This window comes from Leucobacter sp. WKLB1, assembly GCF_059696215.1.
In genome coordinates, this window is sequence record NZ_AP046115.1 from 858,564 (window position 1) to 885,054 (window position 26,491).

At 65.5% G+C, this 26,491-nt stretch carries 20 protein-coding genes and 2 rRNA genes; 17 read left to right on the plus strand and 5 right to left on the minus strand.

The annotated features are described in order from the left end of the window. Positions 1-60: 60 nt before the first annotated feature. Together ACZF5Y_RS04025 and ACZF5Y_RS04030 are read right to left on the minus strand one after the other, a co-directional pair. Positions 61-906, minus strand: coding sequence for a hypothetical protein (locus tag ACZF5Y_RS04025; protein ID WP_497534542.1), 846 nt, complete (start codon positions 904-906; stop codon positions 61-63). A gap of 17 nt (positions 907-923) precedes the next feature. Further along, positions 924-1,076 carry a hypothetical protein gene (locus ACZF5Y_RS04030; RefSeq protein WP_497534543.1) on the minus strand — a complete coding sequence of 51 codons (153 nt, stop codon included), beginning with the start codon at positions 1,074-1,076 and terminating at the stop codon, positions 924-926. Between the two features lie 137 nt (positions 1,077-1,213). Between ACZF5Y_RS04030 and argF the strand changes: the two genes are divergently transcribed. Genes argF through ACZF5Y_RS04055 form a run of 5 tightly spaced genes read left to right on the plus strand, consistent with a single transcriptional unit; the run spans position 1,214 to position 6,186 of the window. Continuing rightward, on the plus strand, positions 1,214-2,140 hold the full coding sequence (gene argF, locus ACZF5Y_RS04035) for an ornithine carbamoyltransferase (protein WP_497534544.1): 927 nt from the start codon (positions 1,214-1,216) through the stop codon (positions 2,138-2,140). Further along, positions 2,137-3,555 carry an argininosuccinate lyase gene (argH, locus tag ACZF5Y_RS04040; RefSeq protein WP_497534545.1) on the plus strand — a complete coding sequence of 473 codons (1,419 nt, stop codon included), beginning with the start codon at positions 2,137-2,139 and terminating at the stop codon, positions 3,553-3,555. Before argF ends, argH begins: the two co-directional genes overlap by 4 nt. A gap of 7 nt (positions 3,556-3,562) precedes the next feature. After that, positions 3,563-4,030 (plus strand): hypothetical protein, encoded by a 468-nt coding sequence (locus tag ACZF5Y_RS04045; protein WP_497534546.1) that lies wholly within the window; start codon positions 3,563-3,565, stop codon positions 4,028-4,030. Positions 4,031-4,069: 39 nt separating this feature from the next. Further along, on the plus strand, positions 4,070-5,386 hold the full coding sequence (tyrS, locus tag ACZF5Y_RS04050) for a tyrosine--tRNA ligase (protein ID WP_497534547.1): 1,317 nt from the start codon (positions 4,070-4,072) through the stop codon (positions 5,384-5,386). A 5-nt stretch (positions 5,387-5,391) separates the two neighbouring features. Next, positions 5,392-6,186, plus strand: a complete 795-nt coding sequence (locus ACZF5Y_RS04055) for a nitrilase-related carbon-nitrogen hydrolase (protein ID WP_497534548.1) — start codon at positions 5,392-5,394, stop codon at positions 6,184-6,186. On the opposite strand, the gene ACZF5Y_RS04060 is transcribed toward ACZF5Y_RS04055, so the two are convergent. Next, the gene (locus ACZF5Y_RS04060) at positions 6,074-7,117 is read right to left on the minus strand and encodes an Lrp/AsnC family transcriptional regulator (protein ID WP_497534549.1); all 1,044 of its coding nucleotides are present in this window, start codon (positions 7,115-7,117) and stop codon (positions 6,074-6,076) included. The genes ACZF5Y_RS04055 and ACZF5Y_RS04060 overlap by 113 nt on opposite strands. A gap of 210 nt (positions 7,118-7,327) precedes the next feature. On the opposite strand from ACZF5Y_RS04060, the gene ACZF5Y_RS04065 reads away from it, so the two are divergent. From ACZF5Y_RS04065 to ACZF5Y_RS04075, 3 genes are read left to right on the plus strand one after another with little or no spacing between them, the layout of a single operon-like run. Then, the gene (locus tag ACZF5Y_RS04065; RefSeq protein WP_156316644.1) at positions 7,328-7,498 is read left to right on the plus strand and encodes a hypothetical protein; all 171 of its coding nucleotides are present in this window, start codon (positions 7,328-7,330) and stop codon (positions 7,496-7,498) included. Then, positions 7,495-8,976: a purine-cytosine permease family protein gene (locus ACZF5Y_RS04070; RefSeq protein ID WP_497534550.1), complete on the plus strand. Its 1,482-nt coding sequence runs from the start codon at positions 7,495-7,497 to the stop codon at positions 8,974-8,976. Before ACZF5Y_RS04065 ends, ACZF5Y_RS04070 begins: the two co-directional genes overlap by 4 nt. Before the next feature lie 4 nt (positions 8,977-8,980). After that, positions 8,981-10,159 (plus strand): zinc-binding dehydrogenase, encoded by a 1,179-nt coding sequence (locus ACZF5Y_RS04075; RefSeq protein ID WP_497534551.1) that lies wholly within the window; start codon positions 8,981-8,983, stop codon positions 10,157-10,159. Between the two features lie 19 nt (positions 10,160-10,178). Here ACZF5Y_RS04075 and ACZF5Y_RS04080 read toward each other — a convergent pair whose 3' ends face one another. Continuing rightward, entirely contained in the window at positions 10,179-10,760 is a 582-nt protein-coding gene (locus ACZF5Y_RS04080) for a helix-turn-helix domain-containing protein (protein ID WP_497534552.1), read from the minus strand. 123 nt (positions 10,761-10,883) lie between these two features. Between ACZF5Y_RS04080 and speB the strand changes: the two genes are divergently transcribed. The 4 genes from speB (at position 10,884) to ACZF5Y_RS04100 (ending at position 14,441) form a co-directional block, all read left to right on the plus strand. Further along, positions 10,884-11,831 (plus strand): agmatinase, encoded by a 948-nt coding sequence (gene speB / locus ACZF5Y_RS04085; protein WP_497534553.1) that lies wholly within the window; start codon positions 10,884-10,886, stop codon positions 11,829-11,831. Positions 11,832-11,923: 92 nt separating this feature from the next. Beyond that, on the plus strand, positions 11,924-12,352 hold the full coding sequence (locus tag ACZF5Y_RS04090) for a YybH family protein (protein WP_497534554.1): 429 nt from the start codon (positions 11,924-11,926) through the stop codon (positions 12,350-12,352). 2 nt (positions 12,353-12,354) lie between these two features. Continuing rightward, the gene (locus ACZF5Y_RS04095) at positions 12,355-13,779 is read left to right on the plus strand and encodes a purine-cytosine permease family protein (protein WP_497534555.1); all 1,425 of its coding nucleotides are present in this window, start codon (positions 12,355-12,357) and stop codon (positions 13,777-13,779) included. Positions 13,780-13,781: 2 nt separating this feature from the next. Then, positions 13,782-14,441: a cyclase family protein gene (locus ACZF5Y_RS04100; RefSeq protein WP_497534556.1), complete on the plus strand. Its 660-nt coding sequence runs from the start codon at positions 13,782-13,784 to the stop codon at positions 14,439-14,441. Between the two features lie 18 nt (positions 14,442-14,459). Here the strand turns inward: ACZF5Y_RS04100 and ACZF5Y_RS04105 are convergent, their stop codons facing one another. Beyond that, positions 14,460-16,112 carry a PucR family transcriptional regulator gene (locus tag ACZF5Y_RS04105; protein ID WP_497534557.1) on the minus strand — a complete coding sequence of 551 codons (1,653 nt, stop codon included), beginning with the start codon at positions 16,110-16,112 and terminating at the stop codon, positions 14,460-14,462. Positions 16,113-16,263: 151 nt separating this feature from the next. Here ACZF5Y_RS04105 and ACZF5Y_RS04110 point away from each other — a divergent pair, with 151 nt between their 5' ends. From ACZF5Y_RS04110 to ACZF5Y_RS04130, 5 genes are all read left to right on the plus strand, one after another. After that, positions 16,264-17,775, plus strand: a complete 1,512-nt coding sequence (locus ACZF5Y_RS04110) for a sodium:solute symporter family protein (protein ID WP_497534558.1) — start codon at positions 16,264-16,266, stop codon at positions 17,773-17,775. 101 nt (positions 17,776-17,876) lie between these two features. After that, positions 17,877-19,661 (plus strand): thiamine pyrophosphate-binding protein, encoded by a 1,785-nt coding sequence (locus ACZF5Y_RS04115; protein ID WP_497534559.1) that lies wholly within the window; start codon positions 17,877-17,879, stop codon positions 19,659-19,661. Next, the gene (locus ACZF5Y_RS04120) at positions 19,658-20,644 is read left to right on the plus strand and encodes a C-terminal binding protein (RefSeq protein ID WP_497534560.1); all 987 of its coding nucleotides are present in this window, start codon (positions 19,658-19,660) and stop codon (positions 20,642-20,644) included. Before ACZF5Y_RS04115 ends, ACZF5Y_RS04120 begins: the two co-directional genes overlap by 4 nt. A gap of 617 nt (positions 20,645-21,261) precedes the next feature. Next, a 16S ribosomal RNA gene (locus ACZF5Y_RS04125) occupies positions 21,262-22,787 on the plus strand. A 483-nt stretch (positions 22,788-23,270) separates the two neighbouring features. Continuing rightward, positions 23,271-26,371: ribosomal RNA gene (locus ACZF5Y_RS04130) — 23S ribosomal RNA — on the plus strand. The 16S and 23S rRNA genes sit together here, the layout of an rRNA operon. The last annotated feature ends 120 nt before the right edge of the window (positions 26,372-26,491 follow it).

Here is a 26,491-nt window from a genome sequence, read left to right on the forward strand (position 1 = left end):
AGAACTCCTTGAGGTCGGTACTGTAAGGGGGCGATCGGGGATGCGGGGTGGCAACGGGCCTTAGCGCGGCAGCACCGCGGTGAGCACGATCGCGGCAATCGTGCCGAAGACGGCCAGCACCACGACGGGGATGCCGATCGCGAGCCAGGCCCACAACGGCAGGCGACGCTTCAGGCGACGCCCATCGGCCCCAACAGTGTCGGCATCGAATGTGAGGCCGGGGAGCTGCTCATCGACGTAGCGTGCGGTCTGGCGACTCACCTGGGCGGCGAGCACTGCACGGATGCGGGCGAGTCGTTGCCACACGCGAGCATCACCGAAGTCGAACCCTCGGGGTGCGTACACGAAGAGGCGGTCGTCGCGAATCTCGACGTCGAGGTCGCCCGTCTCGTCGATGAGCAGTGCCATGACGTCGGGGGTGAATACGAAGAGCGCGTCCCGCTCGTAGCCGGCCGGAGCGTACAGCCGGAAGTGCCGGTCGAAGTCGCCCTCGAGTGAGAGCGACTGGTGGTCGCTCGGCCGGTGCATCAGGCTCGAGAACGGGCCCCGATCGTTGCCCCGGGCATCGAGCACCATCTGTGGCAGGCGGCGCGGAAGCGTCATTGCGAAGTAGCCAATATTGCGACTGCGCTCGGGTGTCGACACCGACACGGTCTTTGTGACGGTGAACCCGCCACGCTGCTCGACGGAGGTGGCGGATCTATTGCCGCCGGTAATGCGCCCGAGCTCCCAGTCGGCACCGCTGATGCGATCCCGCACCACGCCGCTCGTCGCCTGTTCCCAGAGGCTGTCTCCGAGCGCGGGCGGAGACGCCGTCGCGGCGTAACTGAAGCCGTTCGCCCGTGCGAAAGCCTCGAGGCCCCCCGGCTGGCCGAGAAGCTCGAGCGACTGCAGCGGGGCATCCATGTGACGTCTGAGCGGATCTACTCGACGCTGAGCGTCGAGTGCCCGCTGAAGTCGATGGGCGACTGGCCGATGATCGCGGTGATGGCGACGAGCGCGAGCATCGCCACGGCGGTGCCGACGAAGACGATGCAGAAAAGGATGGCGATCGTGTCGAAGATCTTCGTGGACATAGGGCTCCCTGCTCTGGCCGGTCGATGGTCGCTGCAGTAAGCCTGACAGGAGTGCGGCGATCAGTGCAACCGCGCGACTGATCACCAGTGGCTCGGGCGGTCGAACTGCCGCTCGCGCCGCGTCTAGACTGGTGCGGGTGACCCGACATTTTCTCCGTGACGACGATCTCAGCCCGGCCGAGCAGCTCGAGGTGCTCAACCTCGCCGCTCGACTGAAGCGAGAGCCGTTCGCGGAGCGACCGCTCGAGGGGCCGCAGTCGGTCGCCGTGTTCTTCGACAAGACGTCGACGCGCACGCGCTTCAGCTTCGCCGCGGGTATCTCGGAGCTCGGTGGTTCCCCGATCATCGTGAATCCGGGTGAGGCTCAGCTCGGGGTCAAGGAGACAGTGGCCGATACCTCGAAGGTGCTGTCGCGCATGGTGTCGATGATCGTGTGGCGCACCTTCGCGCACGCCGGTCTCGAAGAGATGGCCGCTCATGCGAACGTGCCCGTCATCAACTCGCTCTCCGACGACTTCCATCCGTGCCAGATCCTCGCCGATCTGCAGACCATTCGCGAGCAGCGCGGCGAACTGGCCGGTCTCACCGCGACCTACATCGGCGACGCTGCGAACAATATGGGGCACTCGTACCTGCTCGGCTTCGCGACCGCGGGCATGCACATCCGCATCGCGGGCCCCGAGGGCTACCATCCGCGTGCCGACATCGTCGCTGATGCCGAGCGCATCGCCGCCGAGACCGGCGGCAGCGTCACGATTCTCACCGATCCCGCAGAAGCGGTCGCCGGTGCCGACGCCGTCATCACCGACACCTGGGTGTCGATGGGGCAGGAAGCCGAGAAGGCTGAGCGCGTCGCGACGTTCGGCGCGTACCGCGTCACCCCTGAATTGATGGCTCTCGCGAGCGACGAAGCCGTCTTCCTGCACTGTCTTCCCGCCTACCGCGAATACGAGGTCGCCCCCGAGGTGATCGATGGCCCGCAGAGCGTGGTCTGGGATGAAGCCGAAAACCGCGTGCACGCGCAGAAGGCCCTGATGGCCTGGTTGCTGAAGGAGAGCAAATGACCGAGACCACCAACCGCGCCGGCGAAAGCGGAGCCCTGTGGGGCGGTCGGTTCGCGAGCGGCCCGGCGCCGGCGCTGGCCGCGCTCTCGAAGTCGACGCAGTTCGACTGGATCCTCGCGCCCTACGACATCCGCGGGTCGCAGGCGCATGCGTCGGCGCTCGCCGCAGCGGGGTACCTGACGGCCGACGAGCTTCGCGACATGCACGCGGCGCTCGACGAGCTCGCAGCGCGCGTCGCCGACGGCCGGGCCCTGCCCGCCGAAGACGATGAAGACGTGCACTCGGCGCTCGAGCGCCTGCTCATCGAGATCACCGGCGTGCAGCTCGGTGGCAAGCTCCGCGCGGGCCGCAGCCGCAATGACCAGATCGCGACGCTGGTGCGCCTGTACCTGCTCGACCACGCTGCAGTGATTCGCGGCATGCTGCTCGACCTGCTCGATGCCATCGCAGACCAGGCCGCCGCGCACCCCGAGGCGATCCTGCCCGGCCGCACGCACCTGCAGCACGCGCAGCCCGTGCTGCTCGCCCACCAGATCGCCGCGCACGCGTGGCCGATCGTGCGCGATCTCGAGCGCCTGCGCGACTGGACGGCGCGCGCCAGCTTCTCGCCCTACGGCGGGGGCGCGCTCGCCGGGTCGTCGCTGGGTCTCGACCCTCGGCTCGTGGCGCAGGAGCTGGGACTCGGCGAGCCCCTCGAGAACTCCATCGACGGCACGGCCGCCCGCGACGTGGTGGCCGAGTTCGCGTTCATCGCGGCGCAGATCGGCATCGACCTGTCGCGTCTCTCTGAAGAGATCATCCTCTGGAACACGAAAGAGTTCGGCTTCATCCGCCTGCACGATGGGTACTCGACGGGGTCGAGCATCATGCCGCAGAAGAAGAACCCCGACATCGCCGAGCTCGCGCGCGGCAAGTCGGGCCGACTCATCGGCAACCTGACCGGGCTGCTCGCCACGCTCAAAGGCCTGCCGCTCGCATACAACCGCGATCTCCAGGAAGACAAGGAGCCCGTCTTCGACTCGATCGCCCAGCTCGAAGTGCTGCTGCCGGCGTTTACCGGCATGGTGGCGACCGCCACGTTCAACACGGAGCGCATGGCGGAGCTCGCCCCGCAGGGGTTCTCGCTCGCGACCGACGTCGCCGAGTGGCTTGTGAAGCAGGGCGTCATCTTCCGCGATGCCCACGAGATCTCGGGCGAACTCGTGCGGTACTGCGAGGAGCGCGGCATCGAACTGCACGAGCCGAGCGACGAAGAGCTTGCTACGGTTTCCGAGCACCTGACGCCTGCGGTGCGCGAGGTGCTCACGATCGAGGGCTCGGTGAACTCTCGCGTCGGGGCCGGCGGCACCGCACGCGTGCGTGTCGACGAGCAACTGGCGCGCCTCGCCGAGCGCATTGCGGAGTTCCGGGGCTGAGTCTTCGGTGAGCTTGAAAGCTCCGCGCAACCCCCGGGTCGTGCTGGGCCTCGCGACCGCGTTCTTCGGGTTCGTCGCGTTCGTCGCGGCTGCACTCGCGGTCTTGAACGACGATCCGACCGGCTGGGGGTTCTCCGCCATGAGCGCGGGGTTTGCGATCATGGGCCTTGCGACCTTCGCCTTCGGCCCGGCCGATGCGCGCGGCAAGCGTGCTCCGGGGCCGGTCGGCTGGGTGTTGCTCCTCGTTGGCGCCGCGGTCATGTCAGTCGGGCCGTTCGTGCTGCACGCGACGGGAACCGGCTGGGGCGATGTGCTCGGCAGCGGTCGTCGCTCGGGATCGCTGGGGTTCCTCGGTCTGCTCATCTGGGGCGGTGCGGTCTCGATCGTCGTCACCGCGCTTCTCAGCGCAGTGCGCGCGCTGCGCGGCCGGCGCAGCGACTCGGAGAGCGAACAGGAGCCCCCGACCCTGCCGTGAGGCCCCGCGCGCCAGCACGGAAGCGGTACGATGTCAGGCGTGTCTGAACTGAACGATCGCACCGAGATCCTGGCCGCCCAGCGCAACGACGACAGCTTCGCCACTTTGTGGGCCGAGCTGGAGTGGCGCGGGCTGATCCACGTTTCGACCGACGCCGATGCGTTGTCGCAACTGATCGAGGGCGAGCCGTTCGCGTATTACTGCGGCTTCGATCCGACGGCGTCGAGCCTGCACCTGGGGCACCTGGTGCAGCTGCTGCTCATGCGCCGTTTGCAGTTGCGCGGCCACCTGCCGCTCGGCCTTGTCGGCGGCTCCACTGGTCTGATCGGCGATCCGCGTCCGACCGCGGAGCGCGTGCTCAACTCGCGCGAGACCGTTGCGGAGTGGGTCGATTCGCTCGGTCAGCAGGTGTCGCGCTACCTCAGTTTCGAGGGTGAGAACGCAGCCCGGCTCGTGAACAACCTCGACTGGACGGCGCCGCTCTCGGCGATCGATTTCTTGCGCGAGATCGGCAAGTACTTCCGCGTCGGCACGATGGTCAAGAAAGACATCGTGGCGAAGCGACTCAACTCGGAAGAGGGCATCAGCTACACGGAGTTCAGCTACCAGATTCTGCAGGGTCTCGACTTCCTCGAGCTCTACCGCCAGTACGACTGCAAGCTGCAGTCGGGCGGCAGCGACCAGTGGGGCAACCTGACGAGTGGCACGGAGCTGATCCGCAAGGCCGAGGGCGCCTCCGCGCACGCGATCGGCACCCCGCTGATCACGAACGCCGACGGCACGAAGTTCGGCAAGAGCGAGGGCAACGCTATTTGGCTGAACCCCGAGATGTGCTCGCCGTACACGTTCTACCAGTTCTGGCTCAACCAGGCCGATGCCGACGTGGTGGATCGCCTCAAGGTCTTCACTTTCCTGTCGCGGGCAGAGATCGAGGAGTACGCGCGCCAGGTCGCCGAGGAGCCGTTCAAACGTGCCGCGCAGAAGCGTCTGGCAGTCGAGGTCACCACCCTCGTGCACGGTGCGGCTGCGACGCAGGGCGCGATCGACGCGTCCGAGGCGCTGTTCGGTCGTGGCGACTTGACCGCGCTCGACGAGTCGTCGCTGCGCGGTGCAGTGTCCGAGCTGGCGCAGACCCCCGCAGTCGTCGGTGCCGCGATCGCACAGCTACTCGTCGATACCGAGCTCGTGAAAAGCCTGGGCGAGGCCCGTCGCGCAATCGCGCAGGGCGGCGTCTACGTGAACAACGTCGCGGTCGAGACCGAAGATCGCGTGCTTGAGTCACATGATCTGCTGCACGGCGCGGTCGCGGTGCTGCGTCGCGGCAAGAAGACGCTCGCGGGCGTGATTGCGGGGTAGCCGAGATGCGTATCGCGATTCTGCAGGCGGCGGCGTCTGCGCTCGAACCCGAGGTGAATCTGGCGGCGGTGCACGAGGCCGCGCGCCGGGCACGCGAGGCGGGCGCCGACCTGCTGCTCACGCCTGAACTGTTCGTCACGGGATACGCTCCGGCGGAACTCGCCGGCTGGCTGACTCCGGAGCGCGTTGCCGGGTTTCCGGCAGCGATCGCGCGGATAGCTCGCGAGAACGGCATCGCGGTCGCTGCGGGGTTCCCATTGGCCAGAGCCGACGGCAGCTTCGCCATCGCTGCGGGGCTCTGGAACGCTGAGGGCGACGAAGTGCTGCAGTACGAGAAAGTGCATCTCTGGGGTGAAGACGAGCGCCTCGCCTTCACCGCCGCGACCGAGGCCCCGCGCGTTGCCGAGTGGAACGGGCGACGGGTCGCCTTCCAGATCTGCTACGACATCGAGTTCCCCGAGCCTGCGCGATACGTCGCGGCACAGGGGGCCGATTTGCTGCTCGTGCCGACGGCGATCGATCACGATTCGGCCTACGTCCCCGAGCTCCTCGTGCGCGCGCGATCCGCCGAGAACCGCATCGTCGTGGCGTATGCGGACCACGCGGGCGGCATCTTCGCGGGGTTGAGTACGGTCGCGGGCATCGAAGGTGCGGTGCTGGCTGCCGCAGGGGCCGATCCCGAACTGCTTATCGCTGAGATTCCCGACTTCGAGGGGGCGGATCCTGCGCTTCCGATGCCGGGCGCCGGTGCGCAGTATTTGCGCGATCGGCGGCCCGAAGTGTACGCGGGCTGGCGCTGAGTCGATCGCTCTCGCCGTACTGTTCTTTCACGATGCGCAGGTTGGCCCAGGTTTCGATGCGGGCTACCTCGGGGAGCGTGCGCAACTGATCGGCGAGATCGAGCAACTCCTCGTAGCTGTCTGCTGAAAGCGTTGCAATGAGGTCGTAGTCGCCCACGGTCACTGCGACGAATTCGGGGTCGAGTGTGCGCACGCTGGTCAGTGCGTCGGCGAGTTTGCCGCGGATCTGCACGCCGACGCCCAATGATGGCGTCTCGACCCGATCGCTCGAGCCGTCGGCGGAGGCAAGCGCTCCACGCACCGGGATGCCCACCACCTTCACCGCGCCGTTGCGGGCCAGACGCTCGAATCGCAGGCGCGCCCCGCTCGGTGAGATCCCGGCTGCTGCCCCCAGCTCTCGGAATGAGGCGCGCCCATCGCTCTGGAGATGCTGGACGATGGCGCGATCGGCATCGTCAATCGCGAATGCGGTGCGCCCGGTGCGCAGTGGCGAGTAGCGATTGACCTCGATGCTCTCGTACAGGTGCGTGCGCACTTCGTGCACCCCGGGGAGCTCGCGCACCCGGTCGACGGTGTCGCGCAGGTGCGGATCGGCGCCGACGCGCACCTCCACATCGATGGAGTACCGCCCGCTGATGTCGGCGACGAACGTTGATTCGGGCATGGCAGCAAGCGCGGTGCGCACCGGGGCGATCGGGCCCGTCACTGAGAGCTGCAGGTAAGCGAAGCGCTCGAGGCCGAGCAGATCTGGGCTGATCGACACCGAAAGACGCAGCTCCCCACGGGAGATCGCGTGCTGCACGATCTGGGTCACCTGCCGTCGTGTGACCCCGAGCTCAGCGGCGATGCGCGAGTAGCTGGCGCGACCGTTTTCACGCAGGCCGCGGAGCACGCGTCGACGCAGCTCGGCTGTCTCGGTTCCGTGCTCCATGCGTCTCCCAAATCAGCGGATTGTTCTCGTGCAATTATGCATCTGAATCGGACTCAAGGGCGTGAGTCGTGCGAATTCGGGTGCTACGGTGAGCGGAAGCGCAGAAGCCGCGAACTCTGGCGAACGAAATGCGCATGACTCGCCTAGGCTGGCTCCGTTCTCGCTGCGGCGAGACCGGGATCTGCACGGATACACAAGGAGGTCTGTCCCATGAGTACAGAAGCGCGGCTCGCCGAAGAGCTCGAGCGACGTCTCACCGAAGTCGAAACGGTCGAGGCGACCGACCCCGTCCATGCGAAGCTGGGCTCTGCGAGCCTGGCGCTGTTTCTCGGCGTCGTCGCCGTGATCGCGGTGGGTTCGTGGCTGGCGGGTGCACTGTGAGCGCCCGAGACGAGCTGACCGAAACGCAGGCCGTGCGCGTCGAAGCGGCGGTCGCGGAGGAGGCGACCTACGGCTCACTGCCGCTGACGAAGCAGGAGCGCACGTGGCGCGCCGCCGACTTCAGCTGGGTCACGCTCAGCCTCGCCATTGCGACCTGGGCGTTTCTCACCGGCGGATCCACCGTGCTGCTCGTCGGCTTCGGCGACGGCATCGCCGCGATGCTGCTCGGCAACACGCTGGGCCTCGCGATCATGGTGCTGGGAAGCGTGCTGCTCAGCCAGCGACTCGGCGTCGAACAGTACCGCGCGCTGAAGTCGGTGTTCGGGGCTGTCGGCGTCGCCATCGTCGTCTTCACCGTCGTGCTCGTCACCGAGATGGGGTGGAGCTCGCTGCTCGGCATCATGTTCGGACGCGCATTCACGGAGATCTCGAACCAGGCGTTCGGCACGGCGTTCAACGTCGAGGGCCCCATCGTCACAGTGTTCGCGCTGGCGGCGATCCTCGGCGGCTGGTTCCTGCTCTCCCGCGGGCCGGTCGCGATCAGTAAGCTGAACCGCTTCGTCGCCCCGGGGCTGCTCATCATCGTGGCGCTCATGATGGTGCTGCTCATGTCGCAGCACTCCTGGAGCGACCTCTTCGCCGCCGAGCCGCTGGCCCCCTTCGAGGACCAGACGCTCAACTTCGCGATGGCCGTGGAGTTCAACCTCGGTGCCGGTCTCTCGTGGTGGCCCGTGATGGGCACACTCGCACGCCTGACCCGCGGGCCGAAGGCGGCGCTGTGGCCCGCGTACGCCGGGATCTTCTTCGGTACCGCAGTGGCCCAGGTCGTCGGCATGGCCGCGGCGCTGATGCTCGGAGCGGCGGATCCCACGGCGTGGATGGTGCCGCTCGGCGGCCCGGTGCTCGGCGTGCTCACGCTGCTCTTCGTCGGGTTCGCGAACGTGACGAGCATGGGGTCGATCGCCTACTCGACCGTCCTCGCCATCAAGCAGTCGAGCGGGCAGCTGCTCGCGAGGCTGCGGTGGCCGGCGCTGTGCGCGGTGTTCCTGTTCTTCCCCGCAGTGCTCGCGCTGTTCCCGAGTTTCATGTACGGCCAGTTCATGACCTTCGTCGTCATCTCGGGGGCGTTCATCGCGGCGATCTGCGGCGTCATCATCGCCGACTACCTCATTTTGCGTCGACAGAACGTGCCGCTGCGCGCCCTCTACGCGAGTGGTGCGCAGGATCCGCTGCGCTTCACGGGCGGCGTGAACCTCGCGGCGATGGCAGCCGTGGCGATCGCGTCGGTGTTCTACCTGTGGGTGTACAACCCGATCACCCTCGAGACGCAGCCGATCTTCCGCTACGCGACGGCGACCGTGCCGACCGTGGTGATCGCGATCGTCGTCTACCTGGTGCTCAACTGGCTGCTCTACGTGCGCCGCGGCCGCGGTGCGTACGGGCAGGTCGATCCGTTCGCGGCCGCCGGAAGGAAGTAAGCAGATGACCGAGGCGATCGAGGTACGGGCGGCGGTCTACCGCGGCGATGACGGCGACCGGCTGACCGTCGACACGCTCACGCTCGCCCCGCCGCAGCACGGCGAAGTGCGGGTCAGTGTGCGAGCGGCCGGCGTCTGCGGATCGGATCGGCACGTGCTCGACGGCGAGTGGCAGGTGCCGTTGCCCGCCGTGATGGGGCATGAGGCAGCCGGTGTCGTCGACGCCGTGGGCGCCGGAGTGCGCGGTCTCGCGGTCGGCGACCACGTCGTCATCGCGTGGCACCAGGCGTGCCAGCGTTGCGGCGAGTGCACCGGCGGCAAGCCGTGGGCGTGCACCCGCGCGAAGTCGAATGATTCACTGCTGCCCGACGGCACGACCCGCTGGAGCGACCGCGACGGCTCGACGGCGTACCCGTACCTCGCGACGGGCGCGATGGCCGAGTCGATCGTGGTGCCCGAGTTCGCCGCCATCAAGATCGACGAGCGCGTGCCCTTCGATGTCGCCAGCCTCATCGGCTGCTCAGTGGGCACGGGCTACGGCGCGGTCGCGAACAACGCGCGCGTGGTCGCGGGGGAGTCCGCGGTCGTGGTCGGCGCGGGCGGCGTCGGCCTCTCGATCATCTCCGCCCTGCGCCTCGCCGGCGCGAACCCGATCGTCGCAGTTGACGTCTCCGAGGCGAAGCTCGCCGAGGCGGTGCGTGCCGGCGCGACCCACACGGTGCTCAGCGCGCCCGACCTTGCGGACCAGGTCGCGACGCTCACCGACGGGGGAGCCGACGTGGCGTTCGAGGCCATCGGCCGCGTGCAGACGATGCAGCAGCTGCCCGAACTGATTCGCCCGGGTGGCCGTGCAGTGTTCGTCGGGCTCCCACCGGAGGGGCAGACGGTCGAGATCGACGGCCTGCTGCTCGCCTACGAGGGCAAGACCATCATCGGCTCGAACTACGGCGGGCTCGTGCCGGCGCGCGACTTCCCGCGCGTCGCGGGCGCGTACCTGTCGGGGGCGCTGCCGCTCGACGACCTCATCAGCGCCCGCGTCGGGCTCGACGAAGTCAATGAGGCCTTCGACGCGATGCGTCGCGGTGAGCGCACGCGAAGTGTCATCGTGTTCGACGCCGAAGCCGACGCCGCCGAAGCCGACGCCGCCGACGAAGTCGTCGACGCCGACGAAGCCGCCGCCTAGTCGACGCGGTGCCGGGTGCTCAGGCCGAGCCGCTCCACGCGGCCGGCACGAGCACCCACACGGCCTCGGCGCCCGAAGCGCCCGCGCGCCAGGTGTGCGGGGTGCGGCCGGGGAAGGTGAGCGTGTCGCCGGCGACGAGTGCGATCTGCCGGTCGGCGAACTGGATCTCGAGTTCGCCCGACACGACGTGCAGCGACTCGAGGTTGCAGTTGACGGTGTACAGCTGGTCGCCGCCGCTGGCATCGGGCTCGAGCGACGAGCGCAGAACCTGCACGCGATCTTCCGACCGCGGGGTCACGAGTCGCTCGTCGGCGCCGGTGCCGCCCATGTTGATGGCGGGCGCGGTCTCGAGTGGGATGAGCTGCAGCTCGGGCTCCTCGAAGAGGTTGCCGATCGGCAGCGAGAGTGCTTGGCACAGTTGCACGAGTGTGGGCACGCTCGGCATGGTGTCATCGCGTTCGATGCGGCTGATGAAGCCCTTGGTGAGCCCGGTCGCCTGCGCGAGCTGCTCGAGCGTGAGGCCCTGGGCGAGCCGCGAGGAGCGGAGCTTCGCGCCGATGCGAATGGGATCGACGGCTGCCGTCGGGTGAATCGGTCGCATGCGGTCCTCGTTCTTCGTTCGCCGCGTTGACCGCGACGCGAGCACCAGTCTAGAGTGAAAGCGAGTTCACCGATAGAACTCACTTGTTTACTCTTAGGAAACTTGGAAAGGATGAGACGCATCGTGACTTCTCACACTCCTCAGGGCCCGGTCGACGCGAGCCAGACGCCGCGCTACGCCGGCATCGCCACCTTCGCGAAGCTGCCGCGCATCGAGGATGTTCCGGCCGCCGACATCGCAGTCGTCGGTGTTCCGTTCGACTCCGGCGTGAGCTTCCGCCCCGGTGCGCGCTTCGGCCCGTCGCACGTGCGCGACGCCTCGCGCCTCCTGCGCCCCTACAACCCGGCGCAAGACGTCTCGCCCTTCAACGTGAAGCAGGTCGTCGACGCCGGCGACATCGTCGCGAACCCGTTCAGCCTCGACGAAGCCGTGAACCAGGTCGAGGCCGCAGCCACCGAGCTCGGTGAGAAGGTCGACAAGATCGTCACGATCGGCGGCGACCACACCATCGCGCTGCCGCTGCTGCGTGCCATCAACAAGAAGCACGGCCCGGTCGCCGTGCTGCACTTCGACGCGCACCTCGACACGTGGGACACCTACTTCGGCGCCCCCACCACCCACGGCACCCCGTTCCGTCGCGCCTCTGAAGAGGGGCTCATCGACCTCACCGCGTCAATGCACGGCGGCACCCGCGGCCCGCTCTACGGCAAGAGCGACCTCGAAGACGATCTGAAGCTCGGTTTCCAGATCGTCACGAGCGAGTTCATCGAAGAGCACGGCATTCCCGCAGTCCTTGAGAAGATCCGCGAGCGCGTGGGCGACAAGCCGCTCTACATCTCGATCGATATCGATGTGCTGGATCCGGCTCACGCTCCGGGCACCGGCACGCCCGAGGCCGGCGGACTCACCAGCCGCGAAATGCTCCGCCTGATCCGCGGTCTCGCCGATTTGCATATCGTCGGCGCAGATGTCGTCGAGGTCGCTCCGGCCTACGACCACGCGCAGATCACCGCCGTGGCCGCGAGCCACGTCGTGTACGAACTTGTGAGCGCCATGGCGGCCCGCGACTGAGTGCACCCGGGGTGCGGATCATCACGATCCGCACCCCGCTCCCGTTTCACCCCCCGCACCACCCCGATTCACCTCGCCAACGGAGGCACCCCATGCACACCCCGGATCAGGCAGCCGTTCTCGCCGCCGCCGACGCCATCATCGAGGCCTTCGCCGCCACCGACACCGAGGCCTACTTCGCCGGCTTCGCCGAGGACGCGAGCTTCATCTTCCACCCCGAGGCGTCGCGCCTGAACTCGCGCGCCGAGTACGAAGCGCTGTGGGCCGGGTGGGTCGCCTCCGGCTGGCGGGTCACCTCGTGCAGCTCGACGGATCGCCTGGTGCAGACCTTCCCGGGCGGTGCGATCTTCAGCCACACGGTCGCCACGAGCATTGATTCGACCGACGGCCCCGACTCGTACGTCGAGCGCGAGAGCATCATCTTCCGCGCCGACAGCGACCAGCCCGACGGTCTGGTCGCGGTGCACGAGCACCTCTCGACGGTGCCCGATGCTCCCGCTCCCGTCGATACGGCGCTCTGATCATGACCAGCCCCGAGACCATGGCCGTCAATCTCGACGGCCAGCATGATTCCGCGGGTCCCGTTCGCGGCACCCAGTCGCTGCTGCACATCGGCATGATCTGGCTGGCGGCGAATCTCGTCGTCACGACTCTGCTCACCGGCACCCTGTTCACCCCGGCCGTCTCGTTCGGCACGGCGAGCGCCATGATCGTGGTGGGCACGCTCATCGGGGTGCTCGTGCTGGTGCTCGTCGGCAACATGGGCACCCGCACCGGTCTGCCGACGATGGCACTCACGCGCGGGTCGTTCGGCATCCGCGGCAGCATCCTGCCGGCGGTCGCGAACCTCATCATTCTCATGGGGTGGAGCTGGGTGCAGGCGATGCTCGCCGGCGTCACCGTGAACTATCTGGTCCACGAGGCGACGGGCTTCTCGAACCCGATGCTGTTCTCCGCGATCTGCCAGGCGATCGTCGTCGTGCTCGCGATCTTCGGGCACACCGGCATCTCACGCGTCGAGCCGTGGCTCGCACTGGCGATCCTCATCGTCATGGGCTTCGTCTTCGCCGCGGCGTTCAGCGCGTTCAGCCCCGGGGAGTTTGCCGCGATGCCGGTCGACGCCTCGCTCGGCGGCACCCCCTTCATCACGCTCGACATGGTGATCGCCACGGCGATCTCGTGGACCGTGCTTTCCGCTGACATGAACCGGCACGCGAAGAGCAGCACCGCGGGCATCGTGGGGTCGGGTATCGGCTACACGCTCTCGACGAGCATCGCGATGTTCCTTGGGCTGGTCGCGTTCAGTGCGGTTCTGCTGCGCGGGCACGAGGCCACGCCGTTCGATCCGTCGGTGATCGTCGCCGAGTTCGGCTGGCCGCTCGGCATCGCGATCTTCCTGTCGGTGATGGCGACCAACACGATGGTCGTCTTCGGCATGGTGACCTCGGTCGTGAACGCGCAGTCGAAGTGGCACCTGAGGTTCCTGCCGACCGCGATCGTACTGGGCATCATCTCGGTGATCGGGTCCACGTTCCTCGGGCTGCTGAATCAGTTCACCGACTTCCTCTTCATCATCAGCGCGTTCTTCGTGCCGGTGTTCGCGATCATGATCGCCGACTACTACCTGCTGAAACGGCGCGGCTACTCGCGCCAGATCTTGCACGAGCGCCCGGAGAGCCGGTACTGGTACCGCGGCGGCGTGAACTGGATCGCCGTGTTCGTCTGGGTGGTCGGCGCGGTGCTGTCGTACGTGCTGTCGTACGTCGCCCCGAGCCCGATCGGTGCCAACATTCCGGCGTTCGTCATCAGCTTCGCGCTCTACCTCGGGCTCATGCTCGGCATCGGTCGCGGGGGCGCGCTCGGGCTCATCGACCCGCGCGACCGTATGCGCACGGGGCATCTGCTCGACGGTGCCGACGAGACTGCGGCGCTGCGCCTGGAGCACTGACCGTGCGCGCCGTCGATCTCAGCCACCCGATCCTCTCCGGCATGCCCGTCTATCCGGGCGACCCCGAGGTGAAGGTGGAGCCGGCACTCACGGTCGAGATCGACGGCGTCGCCGTCGCGCACCTAAATCTCGGTTCGCACGCGGGCACCCATCTCGATGCGCCCGCGCACTCGATCGTCGGCGGCCGCACGGTCGACCGCATTCCGCTTGAGCAGCTCGCGGGCGCGGCACGGGTGCTCGTGGTCGGCCCCGAACCGGCGCGGCCGGGGGAGATGCTCGGCAGCGATCGCATTGCAGGCGGGGTGCCGGATCGCCTGCCCGAGATCGTCTGCATCGCCACGGGCTGGGACGCGCATTTCGGCTCGTCCGTGGCACTGCACCACCCGGCGGTGGCGCCGGAGCTCGCCGAGCTGCTGTGGGAGCGGGGCGCACGCGTGCTCGGCGTCGATGTGCTCAGCCCCGACTCGACGGGCACGGTCCCGGCTGATTCCGACGCGAGCGGCATGCCCGTGCACGAGTTCTGGCTCGGCGGCGACGGGGTCATTGTCGAGAATCTCGCCCGGCTCACGGAGCTGCCCGAGTCGGTCGATGTCGTGCTGCTCCCGCTGCGCATCGCTGCGGGTGACGGCTCGCCCATTCGCGCCGTCGCGTTCGTCGAATAGCGGCAGGCGGCTCGGGTTTCAGCTGCTCGCGTCGAGTGCAGTGAATGCGAGCAGCATCCGCGCCCGCTCGACAGGATCATCGAGATCGCGTCCGAGCTGTTTCGCCGACTCGGCGATGAGCCGGCGCACCGTGTTGCGGTGCAGCCCGGTCTCCCGTGCCGTACGATCCCAGGATCCGTGCTGGCGCAGCCACTCCGCGAGCGCTTTGCGATGCTCGGTGAACGCCGCGTCATCGAGCGGGGCGAGCCACCGACCGGCAACGACGCGAGCCACGCTCGGATCGGCGATCGCGCTGGTCGGCCAGGCCTCGGCCGCAGATTCGGGATCGCCGTCGTTCAGGTGCCGGCCCAGGTGCCGTGCGGCGCGGCCCAGTTCTTCCGCTTCGAGCATCGCCTCTTGCAATTCGTCGAGCTCGTGGGGCCGGCTCACCGCGAAGAGCCAGCCGAGCGCAGATGCCTGCGAGAAGTCGGCAGCCGACGGTGGCCGCGACACGAACGCGCGGATGCGGCGCGCGCGGTGCTCGACGAACGGCGTATGCAGCAGTCGCCGCAGCCAACCGGCGTCTGAGGAGTAGGTTTCGTCTGAACCGCGTTGGTCTCGCGGGTGCTGCGGATCCCGAATCGCAACCAGCCCGTGCACGGTGCGCGCGCCGCCGCCGAACGAGTTCGCGACGAGCCGCGCGAAGCGGTCGCGTTCGCCCCCGCCGCCCCGTCGCTGGTTCGCGTCGACCATCAGGTGCATGAGCAACTGGTCCACCGCCATTGACTGCTCCACGGGAAGCTGCACCACGAGCCCGATGAGGTTCGCGGCGAGCAGGAGTGCCGTGCGGTCGGTGCTCGTGAGTCGCGGGGCCCGGCCGAGCAGCAGCACCGCCGAGGGCGCGACGATTCCGGCTCGGGTGCGGGTCGGTGTGATGCGGTGCGCGGTGACCTCGTACCGCTGGCCGGCGGCCTCCACCGTGGTGAATGCGGTCGGCACGGCACCGCGCGCACGTCCCTGCGCGTCGAATCTGGTCGCGACATCGGCGAGCAGGGAATCGATGTCGAGCGCCTCCGGCACCGGCCCTCCGGTGTACGTGTCTTCATCGATCTGCAGCAGCGCCCACCCCTCACCGCTCTGCGCGAGCACGGAGGTGATGCGCTGCGCGGGTCCGTGCTGCAGCGCCGCCTCGGTCACCCGTCGTGCGAACGTGTTCATGACCTCGAGCGTGCGGGTGCGTTCGGTCTCGAGCGCACGGTTCAGGTGCATCGTGATCGGCGCGAAATGCACGTGCGGAGGCAGCTCGATGAGCGGGAACGACTGGCGACGGCAGGCCTCGACGAGGGCCTCGGGAACCGCGTCATAGACCGGTTCGACGCCGAAGACGAGCGCGGCGACGCCGCCCTCGCGCAGACCCTCGACGTAGGCGTCGATGGCGGTGGGGTGCTCGGGGAGGCCGAGCCCGGTGATGAGGAGCAGGTCGCCCCGCGTGACGTAGCGACTCGGGTCGGCGAGGTCGATGACGATCGAGGCCGACACCTCTGTGGCGCGCACGCGGTCGAAGGCTGTGGGATCCTGCGCCAGCTTTTCAGGAGCCGGCGACCGCAGACTGGCTTCGAAGGCCGGGGCGTCGAGCAGGGTCGAGAGCGGCACGGTGGCCTGCGCGGCCACCGACTCGGGTTCGAATTCCATGAGGCCAGGATAGAACATCCCGAGTCTCTTGCATTCGGGATGAATCGCCCAAGACGCACGCGCGTTTCCCAGGTAGCGTTCAGCGTACGAAATCAGTGTCGCTGAGTGTGGGAAGCGGCGCTGCACCATCCGTTCCCACTAGGAGGACACTGTGGTCCTGGACTACATCGTCATGGCCGTCTACCTCGTCGGGATTCTCGGCGTGGGGTACTGGGGCATGCGCCGCTCGAAGTCGAAGAGCGACTACCTCGTCGCCGGCCGCCGCCTCGGCGGCTTCATGTACTCGGGCGCCATGTCGGCGATCGTGCTCGGCGGCGCATCGACCGTCGGCGGCATCGGCCTCGGCTGGGAGTACGGCCTCTCGGGCGCCTGGCTCGTCACCTGCATCGGTCTCGGCATCCTCGTGCTCAGCGCCTTCCTGGCCAAGCGCATCGTGAAGCTCAAGGTCTACACGGTGACCGAGATGCTCGATCTGCGCTACGGCGGCTCGAACGGGCTCATCTCAGGCATCGTGATGTTCCTGTACACGCTGATGCTCACGGTGACCTCGACGCTGGCCTACGCCACGATCTTCCACGTGCTCTTCGGCATCTCGAACCTGTGGGGCGTCGTCATCGGCGGCACGATCGTCGCGATCTACTCGATCATGGGCGGCATGTGGTCGATCACCATGACCGACGTCGTGCAGTTCGTCATCAAGACCGTCGGCATGTTCCTGCTGCTGCTCCCGATCGCGCTCATGACGGCGTCGGATCAGGCCGGCGGCTGGGGCGGCATCCGCGAGCGCCTCGGCGACTCGTTCTTCTCGCCGTGGTCGATCGGCGGCATGACCATCGTCACCTACGTGATCGTCTACACGCTCGGACTGCTGATCGGGCAAGACATCTGGCAGCGCGTGGTGACCGCGCGCACCCCGCGCGTCGCGAAGTGGGGCGGCATCACCTCGGGCGTGTACTGCCTGCTCTACGCGTTCGCCGGTGCACTCATCGGCATCGCGGCGCGCGTGCTCTTCCCCGAGATGGAAAACCGCAACGACGCCTTCGCCTTCATGGCGCAGGAGATGCTGCCCCCGGGCGTGCGCGGCATCGTGCTCGCTGCGGCGCTCTCGGCCATGATGTCGACCGCGAGCGGTGCGCTGATCGCCTCGGCGACGGTGTTCTCGACCGACCTCCTGCCCGCGATCAAGCGCATCTTCGGTGTGAAGACGGCGCGCGTCGAGATGCACGACGGCCACGTCGGGGGCGAGAGCCTGCTCGGTTACCGCGTCACCATCTTCATCCTGGCCGGCATCACGATGTTCATCGCGACAATCGTGACGGATGTCGTCGCAGCGCTCACCGTCGCGTACGACATTCTCGTGGGCGGCCTCGGCGTCGCGATCATCGGCGGCCTGTTCTGGAAGCGCGGCACCCGCATCGGCGCCGTGAGCAGCATGCTCGTCGGCACGATCGTCGTGATCGTCTCGATGGCCATCTGGGGCATCCTCGCGAACGAGCCCATCTACTACAGCCTCATCGCGAGCCTGCTCACGTACGTGATCGTCAGCCTGGCCACCAAGCCGACGCCCGCACCCATTCTCGATGAGTGGACGATGCGACTGAGCCTCGACGACCGCACCGCGGTCAACGACGTCGTGTACGACGAGGTGCAGCAGACCCGCTGACCCGACTCGCACCCGAATTCCCCGGGCCGGCACCCCGCCGGCCCGGACACGGAGGGCACGCCCGCGCAACGAGTGCCATCGACCCCTTTCAGGAGGAATAGATGACCATCGAATCGCCGGGCGTGCCCGCTGACGTTTCACCCACCGCCGCGGCTTCGGCTGCCGCTTCACTTGCCGCTGCCTCGCCCGCCGGCGACGATGGCCGCCGCATCGGCGGCGACGTCGTGCTCGAGACGCTCCGCGCGCTCGGTGCGCGCGGCATCGTCGGCCTTCCCGGGCAGCACGCACTCGGCCTCTTCGACGCGCTGCGCCGATCCGACCTCGCGTATCTCAGCGCCCGCGTCGAGAACAATGCGGGCTTCATGGCCGACGGTCTGGCCCGCGTCACCGGCGACGTCGCCCCGCTGCTCCTCTCAACTGGCCCGGGAGCGTTGACCTCGCTCGCTGCGCTCCAGGAGGCCGCTGCCTCGTCGATTCCGGTGCTCGCGATCAGCGCGCAGATTCCGGTGGCGGGCCTCGGCGGCGGCCGTCACGGCTACCTGCATGAGCTGCCGCAGCAGTCCGATTCGTTCCGCGGTGTCGTGAAGCACGTGGTGACGGTGCGATCGATGAGTCAGATCCCGACCGCGATCGCGAACGCCTGGCGTATCGCCGATACCGCGCCGCGCGGCCCCGTGCTCGTCGAGGTGCCGCAAGACATCCTGCTCGAGCCGGCCGATGGCCGCGTCCCCGAGATCACCTCGGCCCCCGCGATCGCGGCGGCGGCACCGCTCGCACCGCTGCCCGAGGCGATCGCGCTCGCGGCCGATGTGCTCGCGGCGGCCGAGCGCCCCGTCATCTTCGCGGGCGGCGGCGTGGTGCGGGCCGAGGCCGAGGCCGAGCTCGTCGCACTCGCGGAGCGGCTGGATGCTCCCGTGGTGACCACGATCGGTGGAAAGAGTGCGATCGACTGGGAGCATCCGCTCTCCGCGCGATCCTGGATCGAAGACATCGCGACGACCGAGTTTCTCGAAGCAGCGGATGCGCTGCTCATCGTCGGCAGCGGCGTCGGTGAGCTGTCGAGCAACTACCACACCTTCGCTCCGCGAGGTCGCGTGGTGCAGATCGAGGCCGACCTCGGCAAGCTCGGTTCGAATCACCCCGGCATCGGAGTGCACGCCGACGCGAAGATCGCCCTCGCGCAGCTGGACGGCGCGATTGCGAGTGCTGGGCGCGCGTCGACCGCGCCGCGCCGCGAGGCATCGGTCAACGCGGTGCGCACGCTGCTCCAAACGGTACTCACCCGCGTTGAAGGCCAGGGGCTCGACTCCGAGCTCGCGCTGGTCCGTGGGCTGCGCGAGGCCGTGCCCGCCTCAACCCCGGTGTACTGGGACATGACGATCCTCGCGTACTGGGGCTGGTCGGCTTGGGACCCGCGCGGGCTGGAGTTCGCATCGGCCCAGGGCGCCGGCGGCCTCGGTTACGGGTACCCCGCAGCACTGGGTGCGGCCTTCGGTCGCCGCGTGGTGGCCGGATCCGAAGCCCCGTCGGTGCTCGCCGTCTCGGGCGATGGCGGCGCGCTCTACGGCATCGCAGAGCTCGCGGTCGCCGCGCAGCACCAGTTGCCGGTCGTGTGGCTGATCGTTGATGACGGCGGCTACGGCGTGCTGCGCGAGTACATGGAGGGAGCGTTCGGCACCGCGACCGCGACTGAACTCGCCCGCCCGGACTATGTGGCGCTCGCCGAGTCGTTCGGCATCCCCGCCGAGCTGACCTCGCTCGCCGACGCACCGGATGCCGTCGCGCGCGCGCTCGCAGCCGGCGGCCCCCGCGTCGTCGTGCTCCCGGCCGTGCTCGAGCTGTTCGCGCCGACCCACCTCCATCGTCTGTCGGGGGCGGGGGAGTGAGCCGCCCGCTCGTCCTCTTCACCGACACCACCGATCTCGATCCGGCGCCCGGGCGTGCGTTGCTCGAGCGGGCCGGCGCCGCGACCATGCTGCTCGATCTGCCGGCGGCACCCGGTGCGATGCGTGAGTTCCCCGCCGGGGCAGAAGCAGCCGTTGCCCTGGTGGTCGGCTATGCGCGCATCGATGCGGAGGTGCTGGATCATCTGCCGCAGGTGCGCTGCATCGCGACGATGAGCGCCGGCGTCGACATGGTCGACCTCGACGCCGCGCGCGACCGGGGCATCTGGGTGGTCAACCTCGTGGATGCCGCGACAGAAGAGGTGGCTGCGCACGCGCTGTCGCTGATTCTGGCGCTGGAGCGCGGGTTGCGAGACAGCTGGGCGGTGACCGCCGCCGGCGGGTGGACCGAAGACGTCGCTGCGGTGCCGCGGCGCTTGAGCGGATTGACGCTCGGTCTCTTTGGCTACGGGCGCATCGCTCGCCGCCTCGCCGAGATCGCCGCCCCCACCTTCGGAGCCGTGATCGCGCACGACCCCTTCGTCGCCGACGGCGACGGGCTCGTCGAACTGGTCGACCGCGATTCGCTCCTGGCGGGCGCCGACGTGCTGTCGCTCCACCTTCCGCTGGCGCCCGAGACCGAGGGAGCGATCGGCGCCGAGGCGTTCGCGGCGATGCGCCCGGGCGCGAGCCTGATCAATGTGTCGCGCGGTGAACTCGTCGACAGTGCTGCGCTGGGGGCCGCCCTCGATACGGGAACCCTGCGTGGCGCCGCTCTCGATGTGCTCGACGGGGAGCCCCCGGTGGCGGATCACCCACTGCGTGATGATCAGCGCGTGCTGGTGACGCCGCACGTGGCATTCCTCTCGGACGGATCGCTCGAGCACTACACGCTGGACCCAGCCCGGGCGATCGTGGAGTGGCTCAGCACGGGTACGCTGCCGCGCGCCGTCGTGGCAGGCGAGCGCGGAGTCGCGCTGCTGTAGACACACCCCTTCGCGAGTGCGAATGAACGGGCGTCACCTTCCAGACCTGGGAGGCGGCGCCCGTTTCGTGCGTTTCGGAGGTTGGCGCCTGGGCGCCGGGGCGCGGCGCGCCCGGGATTCGGTGTTTCTGGGCGCGTGCGCCGGGTTTTGGGGTGTTTTGGGTTGCTGGTCGCCGTGTGTGGGTGTGGGTGTCGTGGGGATATCGGGAACATGAATTGGCGGTTTCCTGCGGCAACACGCCCGGGATGTGGGCTCGTGTTGCTGGGGGTGTGGGATCCACGTAATCTATTCCCTTGTCAGCGCGACGAAGCCGGACTGAAACGGTCCGGTTCTTCTTCATGCGCTTCTCACCACAGTTCATGTGGTAAGTTAGACAGGTTGCTGTTCGGAGCCTCCTTGGTTGGGGGTGACGGGTGGTGTCTGGTCTTTGAGAACTCAATAGTGTGCACTTTTAATTGTCATATGCCAATTATTTAACAATCCCCGACATTCACATTCGTGTGGGTGTGGGAGATTCCTTTTTTGGATAACAAGAATCGTCAGTATTGATGGTTCTGTTGCCTGATTGAACTCGTTGCGGTTTCCGGTTTTTCCCCGGGAGCTTGTGACAATCGTTTTTTACGGAGAGTTTGATCCTGGCTCAGGACGAACGCTGGCGGCGTGCTTAACACATGCAAGTCGAACGCTGAAGCTCCCAGCTTGCTGGGGGTGGATGAGTGGCGAACGGGTGAGTAACACGTGAGTAACCTGCCCCGAACTCTGGGATAAGCGCTGGAAACGGCGTCTAATACTGGATATGTCCTATCACCGCATGGTGTGTAGGTGGAAAGAATTTTGGTTCGGGATGGACTCGCGGCCTATCAGCTAGATGGTGAGGTAATGGCTCACCATGGCGACGACGGGTAGCCGGCCTGAGAGGGTGACCGGCCACACTGGGACTGAGACACGGCCCAGACTCCTACGGGAGGCAGCAGTGGGGAATATTGCACAATGGGCGCAAGCCTGATGCAGCAACGCCGCGTGAGGGATGACGGCCTTCGGGTTGTAAACCTCTTTTAGTAGGGAAGAAGCGCAAGTGACGGTACCTGCAGAAAAAGCACCGGCTAACTACGTGCCAGCAGCCGCGGTAATACGTAGGGTGCAAGCGTTGTCCGGAATTATTGGGCGTAAAGAGCTCGTAGGCGGCTTGTCGCGTCTGCTGTGAAAACTGGAGGCTCAACCTCCAGCCTGCAGTGGGTACGGGCAAGCTAGAGTGCGGTAGGGGAGATTGGAATTCCTGGTGTAGCGGTGGAATGCGCAGATATCAGGAGGAACACCGATGGCGAAGGCAGATCTCTGGGCCGTAACTGACGCTGAGGAGCGAAAGCATGGGGAGCGAACAGGATTAGATACCCTGGTAGTCCATGCCGTAAACGTTGGGAACTAGATGTAGGGCCTGTTCCACGGGTTCTGTGTCGTAGCTAACGCATTAAGTTCCCCGCCTGGGGAGTACGGCCGCAAGGCTAAAACTCAAAGGAATTGACGGGGGCCCGCACAAGCGGCGGAGCATGCGGATTAATTCGATGCAACGCGAAGAACCTTACCAAGGCTTGACATATACGAGAACGGGCGAGAGATCGTCAACTCTTTGGACACTCGTAAACAGGTGGTGCATGGTTGTCGTCAGCTCGTGTCGTGAGATGTTCGGTTAAGTCCGGCAACGAGCGCAACCCTCGTCCTATGTTGCCAGCACGTTATGGTGGGAACTCATGGGATACTGCCGTGGTCAACACGGAGGAAGGTGGGGATGACGTCAAATCATCATGCCCCTTATGTCTTGGGCTTCACGCATGCTACAATGGCCGATACAAAGGGCTGCGATACCGCGAGGTGGAGCGAATCCCAAAAAGTCGGTCTCAGTTCGGATTGGGGTCTGCAACTCGACCCCATGAAGTCGGAGTCGCTAGTAATCGCAGATCAGCAACGCTGCGGTGAATACGTTCCCGGGCCTTGTACACACCGCCCGTCAAGTCATGAAAGTCGGTAACACCCGAAGCCGGTGGCCTAACCCTTGTGGAGGGAGCCGTCGAAGGTGGGACTGGTGATTAGGACTAAGTCGTAACAAGGTAGCCGTACCGGAAGGTGCGGCTGGATCACCTCCTTTCTAAGGAGCACTCACCAACCATTGGTTGGTGCAGAGAATGTGTGATCGTCACCAAACGCGTGACGCACACAGCTCATGGGTGGAACATACGACAAAGCAAGCTTTGATGGCTCGCCTGTGCTAGTACGTCACTTCCGTTTTGGCGGGGTGATTGGAACGCGTGGGTGAGTGGTCTGGTTTGCGTAAAGAGTGCATACTATTGGGTCCTGGGAGACCAGCCGGCCGCACCTTGGGGTGTGGTGGACTGGATCCTTGACCCACTGTTGGAGAACGTGTTGTCTTCAGGGGTGGGATCGACCGTACGTTGAGAACTACACAGTGGACGCGAGCATCTTGCAGCGTCAAAACATCAGGGACATGCCTTTGGGTGTGGTTCGGGGTGGTTTGGTGCTGCTGATACTAATAATTTCATTGGTCACACACTTTGACTGTCGAAGCTTTCGGGTTTTGGTGGTGGGTGTGTGGTTCTGAATACTTATGTGATTTCAAGTCTCAAAGAGCAAACGGTGGATGCCTTGGCATCTGGAGCCGAAGAAGGACGTAGTAATCTGCGATAAGCCTCGAGGAGCCGATAAACGGGCTGTGATCCGAGGATTTCCGAATGGGGAAACCCCGCCAGGGCGCGTGCGTACCTGGTGACTCCCGCCTGAATATATAGGGCGGGTAGAGGGAACGTGGGGAAGTGAAACATCTCAGTACCCACAGGAAGAGAAAACAATAGTGATTCCGGGAGTAGTGGCGAGCGAAACCGGATCAGGCTAAACCGATCATGTGTGATACCTGGCAGGGGTTGCATGGTCGGGGTTGTGGGACATGCCTCGGAGCGCTGCTGAGCTTCGGACGTGAGAGTGAAGCTATAGGAGAACGCCTTGGAATGGGCGGCCGGAGTGGGTGAGAGTCCCGTATCCGAAATGGTTTTACCGCGTGGTGTGTATCCCAAGTAGCACGGGGCCCGAGAAATCCCGTGTGAATCTGTCAGGACCACCTGATAAGCCTAAATACTTCCAGATGACCGATAGCGGACTAGTACCGTGAGGGAAAGGTGAAAAGTACCCCGGGAGGGGAGTGAAATAGTACCTGAAACCGTTTGCTTACAATCCGTTGGAGCACCCTTGTAGGTGTGACAGCGTGCCTTTTGAAGAATGAGCCTGCGAGTTAGCGATATGTGGCGAGGTTAACCCGTGTGGGGTAGCCGTAGCGAAAGCGAGTCTGAATAGGGCGGTTCAGTCGCATGTCCTAGACCCGAAGCGAAGTGATCTATCCATGGCCAGGTTGAAGCGACGGTAAGACGTCGTGGAGGACCGAACCCACTTAGGTTGAAAACTGAGGGGATGAGCTGTGGATAGGGGTGAAAGGCCAATCAAACTTCGTGATAGCTGGTTCTCTCCGAAATGCATTTAGGTGCAGCGTTGCGTGTTTCTTGCCGGAGGTAGAGCTACTGGATGGCCGATGGGCCCTACAAGGTTACTGACGTCAGCTAAACTCCGAATGCCGGTAAGTGAGAGCGCAGCAGTGAGACAGTGGGGGATAAGCTTCATTGTCGAGAGGGAAACAACCCAGATCACCAACTAAGGTCCCAAAGCGCGTGCTAAGTGGAAAAGGATGTGGAGTTGCTGTGACAACCAGGAGGTTGGCTTAGAAGCAGCCACCCTTGAAAGAGTGCGTAATAGCTCACTGGTCAAGTGATTCCGCGCCGACAATGTAACGGGGCTCAAGCACGCCACCGAAGTTGTGGCATTCATATAACAGGTAGGCCTTCGTGGTCCAGCCGTATGGATGGGTAGGAGAGCGTCGTGTGGCGAGTGAAGCGGCGGTGTGAACCAGTCGTGGATGCCACACGAGTGAGAATGCAGGCATGAGTAGCGAAAGACGGGTGAGAAACCCGTCCTCCGGAAGACCAAGGGTTCCAGGGTCAAGCTAATCTGCCCTGGGTAAGTCGGGACCTAAGGCGAGGCCGACAGGCGTAGTCGATGGACAACGGGTTGATATTCCCGTACCGGCGGTAAACCGTCAAAGACCTAACCAGTAGTGCTCAGCTATCCAATACTTCATGGATCCTTCGGGTGATGTGGGGTGGCGGTTGCGAACCCGAACTGGGGTGGTGAGCGTGAGGTGTGACGCAGGAAGGTAGCCTGTGCCGGGCGATGGTTGTCCCGGTGTAAATGTGTAGCCCGTCGATTATGAACAGTTTTCGGCTTTGGGTGAGACATGATGCGGACCCGTTTGGGGAAGCAGGTGATCCTATGCTGCCAAGAAAAGCATCGACGTGAGGTTTGCTGTTGCCCGTACCCCAAACCGACTCAGGTGGTCAGGTAGAGAATACTCAGGAGATCGAGATAATCATGGTGAAGGAACTCGGCAAAATGCCCCCGTAACTTCGGGAGAAGGGGGGCCACCCACTTATACGGATTTACTCCGGAAAGGGTGTGGTGGCCGCAGAGACCAGTGGGAAGCGACTGTTTACTAAAAACACAGGTCCGTGCCAACACGCAAGTGGATGTATACGGACTGACGCCTGCCCGGTGCTGGAAGGTTAAGAGGAGAGGTTAGACCTTGGTCGAAGCTTTGAATTTAAGCCCCAGTAAACGGCGGTGGTAACTATAACCATCCTAAGGTAGCGAAATTCCTTGTCGGGTAAGTTCCGACCTGCACGAATGGCGTAACGACTTCCCAGCTGTCTCCACCGTGAACTCGGCGAAATTGCAGTACGAGTAAAGATGCTCGTTACGCGCAGAAGGACGGAAAGACCCCGTGACCTTTACTACAGCTTGGTATTGGTGTTCGGTGTGGCTTGTGTAGGATAGGTGGGAGACTGTGAAGCTCAGACGCTAGTTTGGGTGGAGTCGTTGTTGAAATACCACTCTGGTCATATTGGACATCTAACTACGGACCCTGATCGGGTTCTGGGACAGTGCCTGGTGGGTAGTTTAACTGGGGCGGTTGCCTCCCAAAAAGTAACGGAGGCGCCCAAAGGTTCCCTCAACCTGGTTGGCAATCAGGTGGCGAGTGTAAGTGCACAAGGGAGCTTGACTGTGAGACTGACAGGTCGAGCAGGGACGAAAGTCGGGACTAGTGATCCGGCAGTGGCTTGTGGAAGCGCTGTCGCTCAACGGATAAAAGGTACCTCGGGGATAACAGGCTGATCTTGCCCAAGAGTCCATATCGACGGCATGGTTTGGCACCTCGATGTCGGCTCGTCGCATCCTGGGGCTGGAGTTGGTCCCAAGGGTTGGGCTGTTCGCCCATTAAAGCGGTACGCGAGCTGGGTTTAGAACGTCGTGAGACAGTTCGGTCCCTATCCTCTGCGCGCGTTGGAGATTTGAGAGGATCTGACCCTAGTACGAGAGGACCGGGTTGGACGGACCTCTGGTGTGCCAGTTGTTCTGCCAAGGGCATGGCTGGTTGGCTACGTTCGGGATGGATAACCGCTGAAAGCATCTAAGCGGGAAGCCGGCCTCGAGATGAGATCTCCGTCACCCTTGTGGTGGTGAGGCTCCCAGTAGATGACTGGGTTGATAGGCCAGATGTGGAAGCAGGGTAACTTGTGGAGCTGACTGGTACTAATAAGCCGATGACTTGATTTCTTCCCAACCTTGAGTGGTTGGGGCATGAGTATCTTCAGTAACGATGTAAGCGTCCACTTTGTGGTTCTAGACGTACGGCCACACACCCCCGAGATGGTTGGGGTGTGGTCATATGTGAAT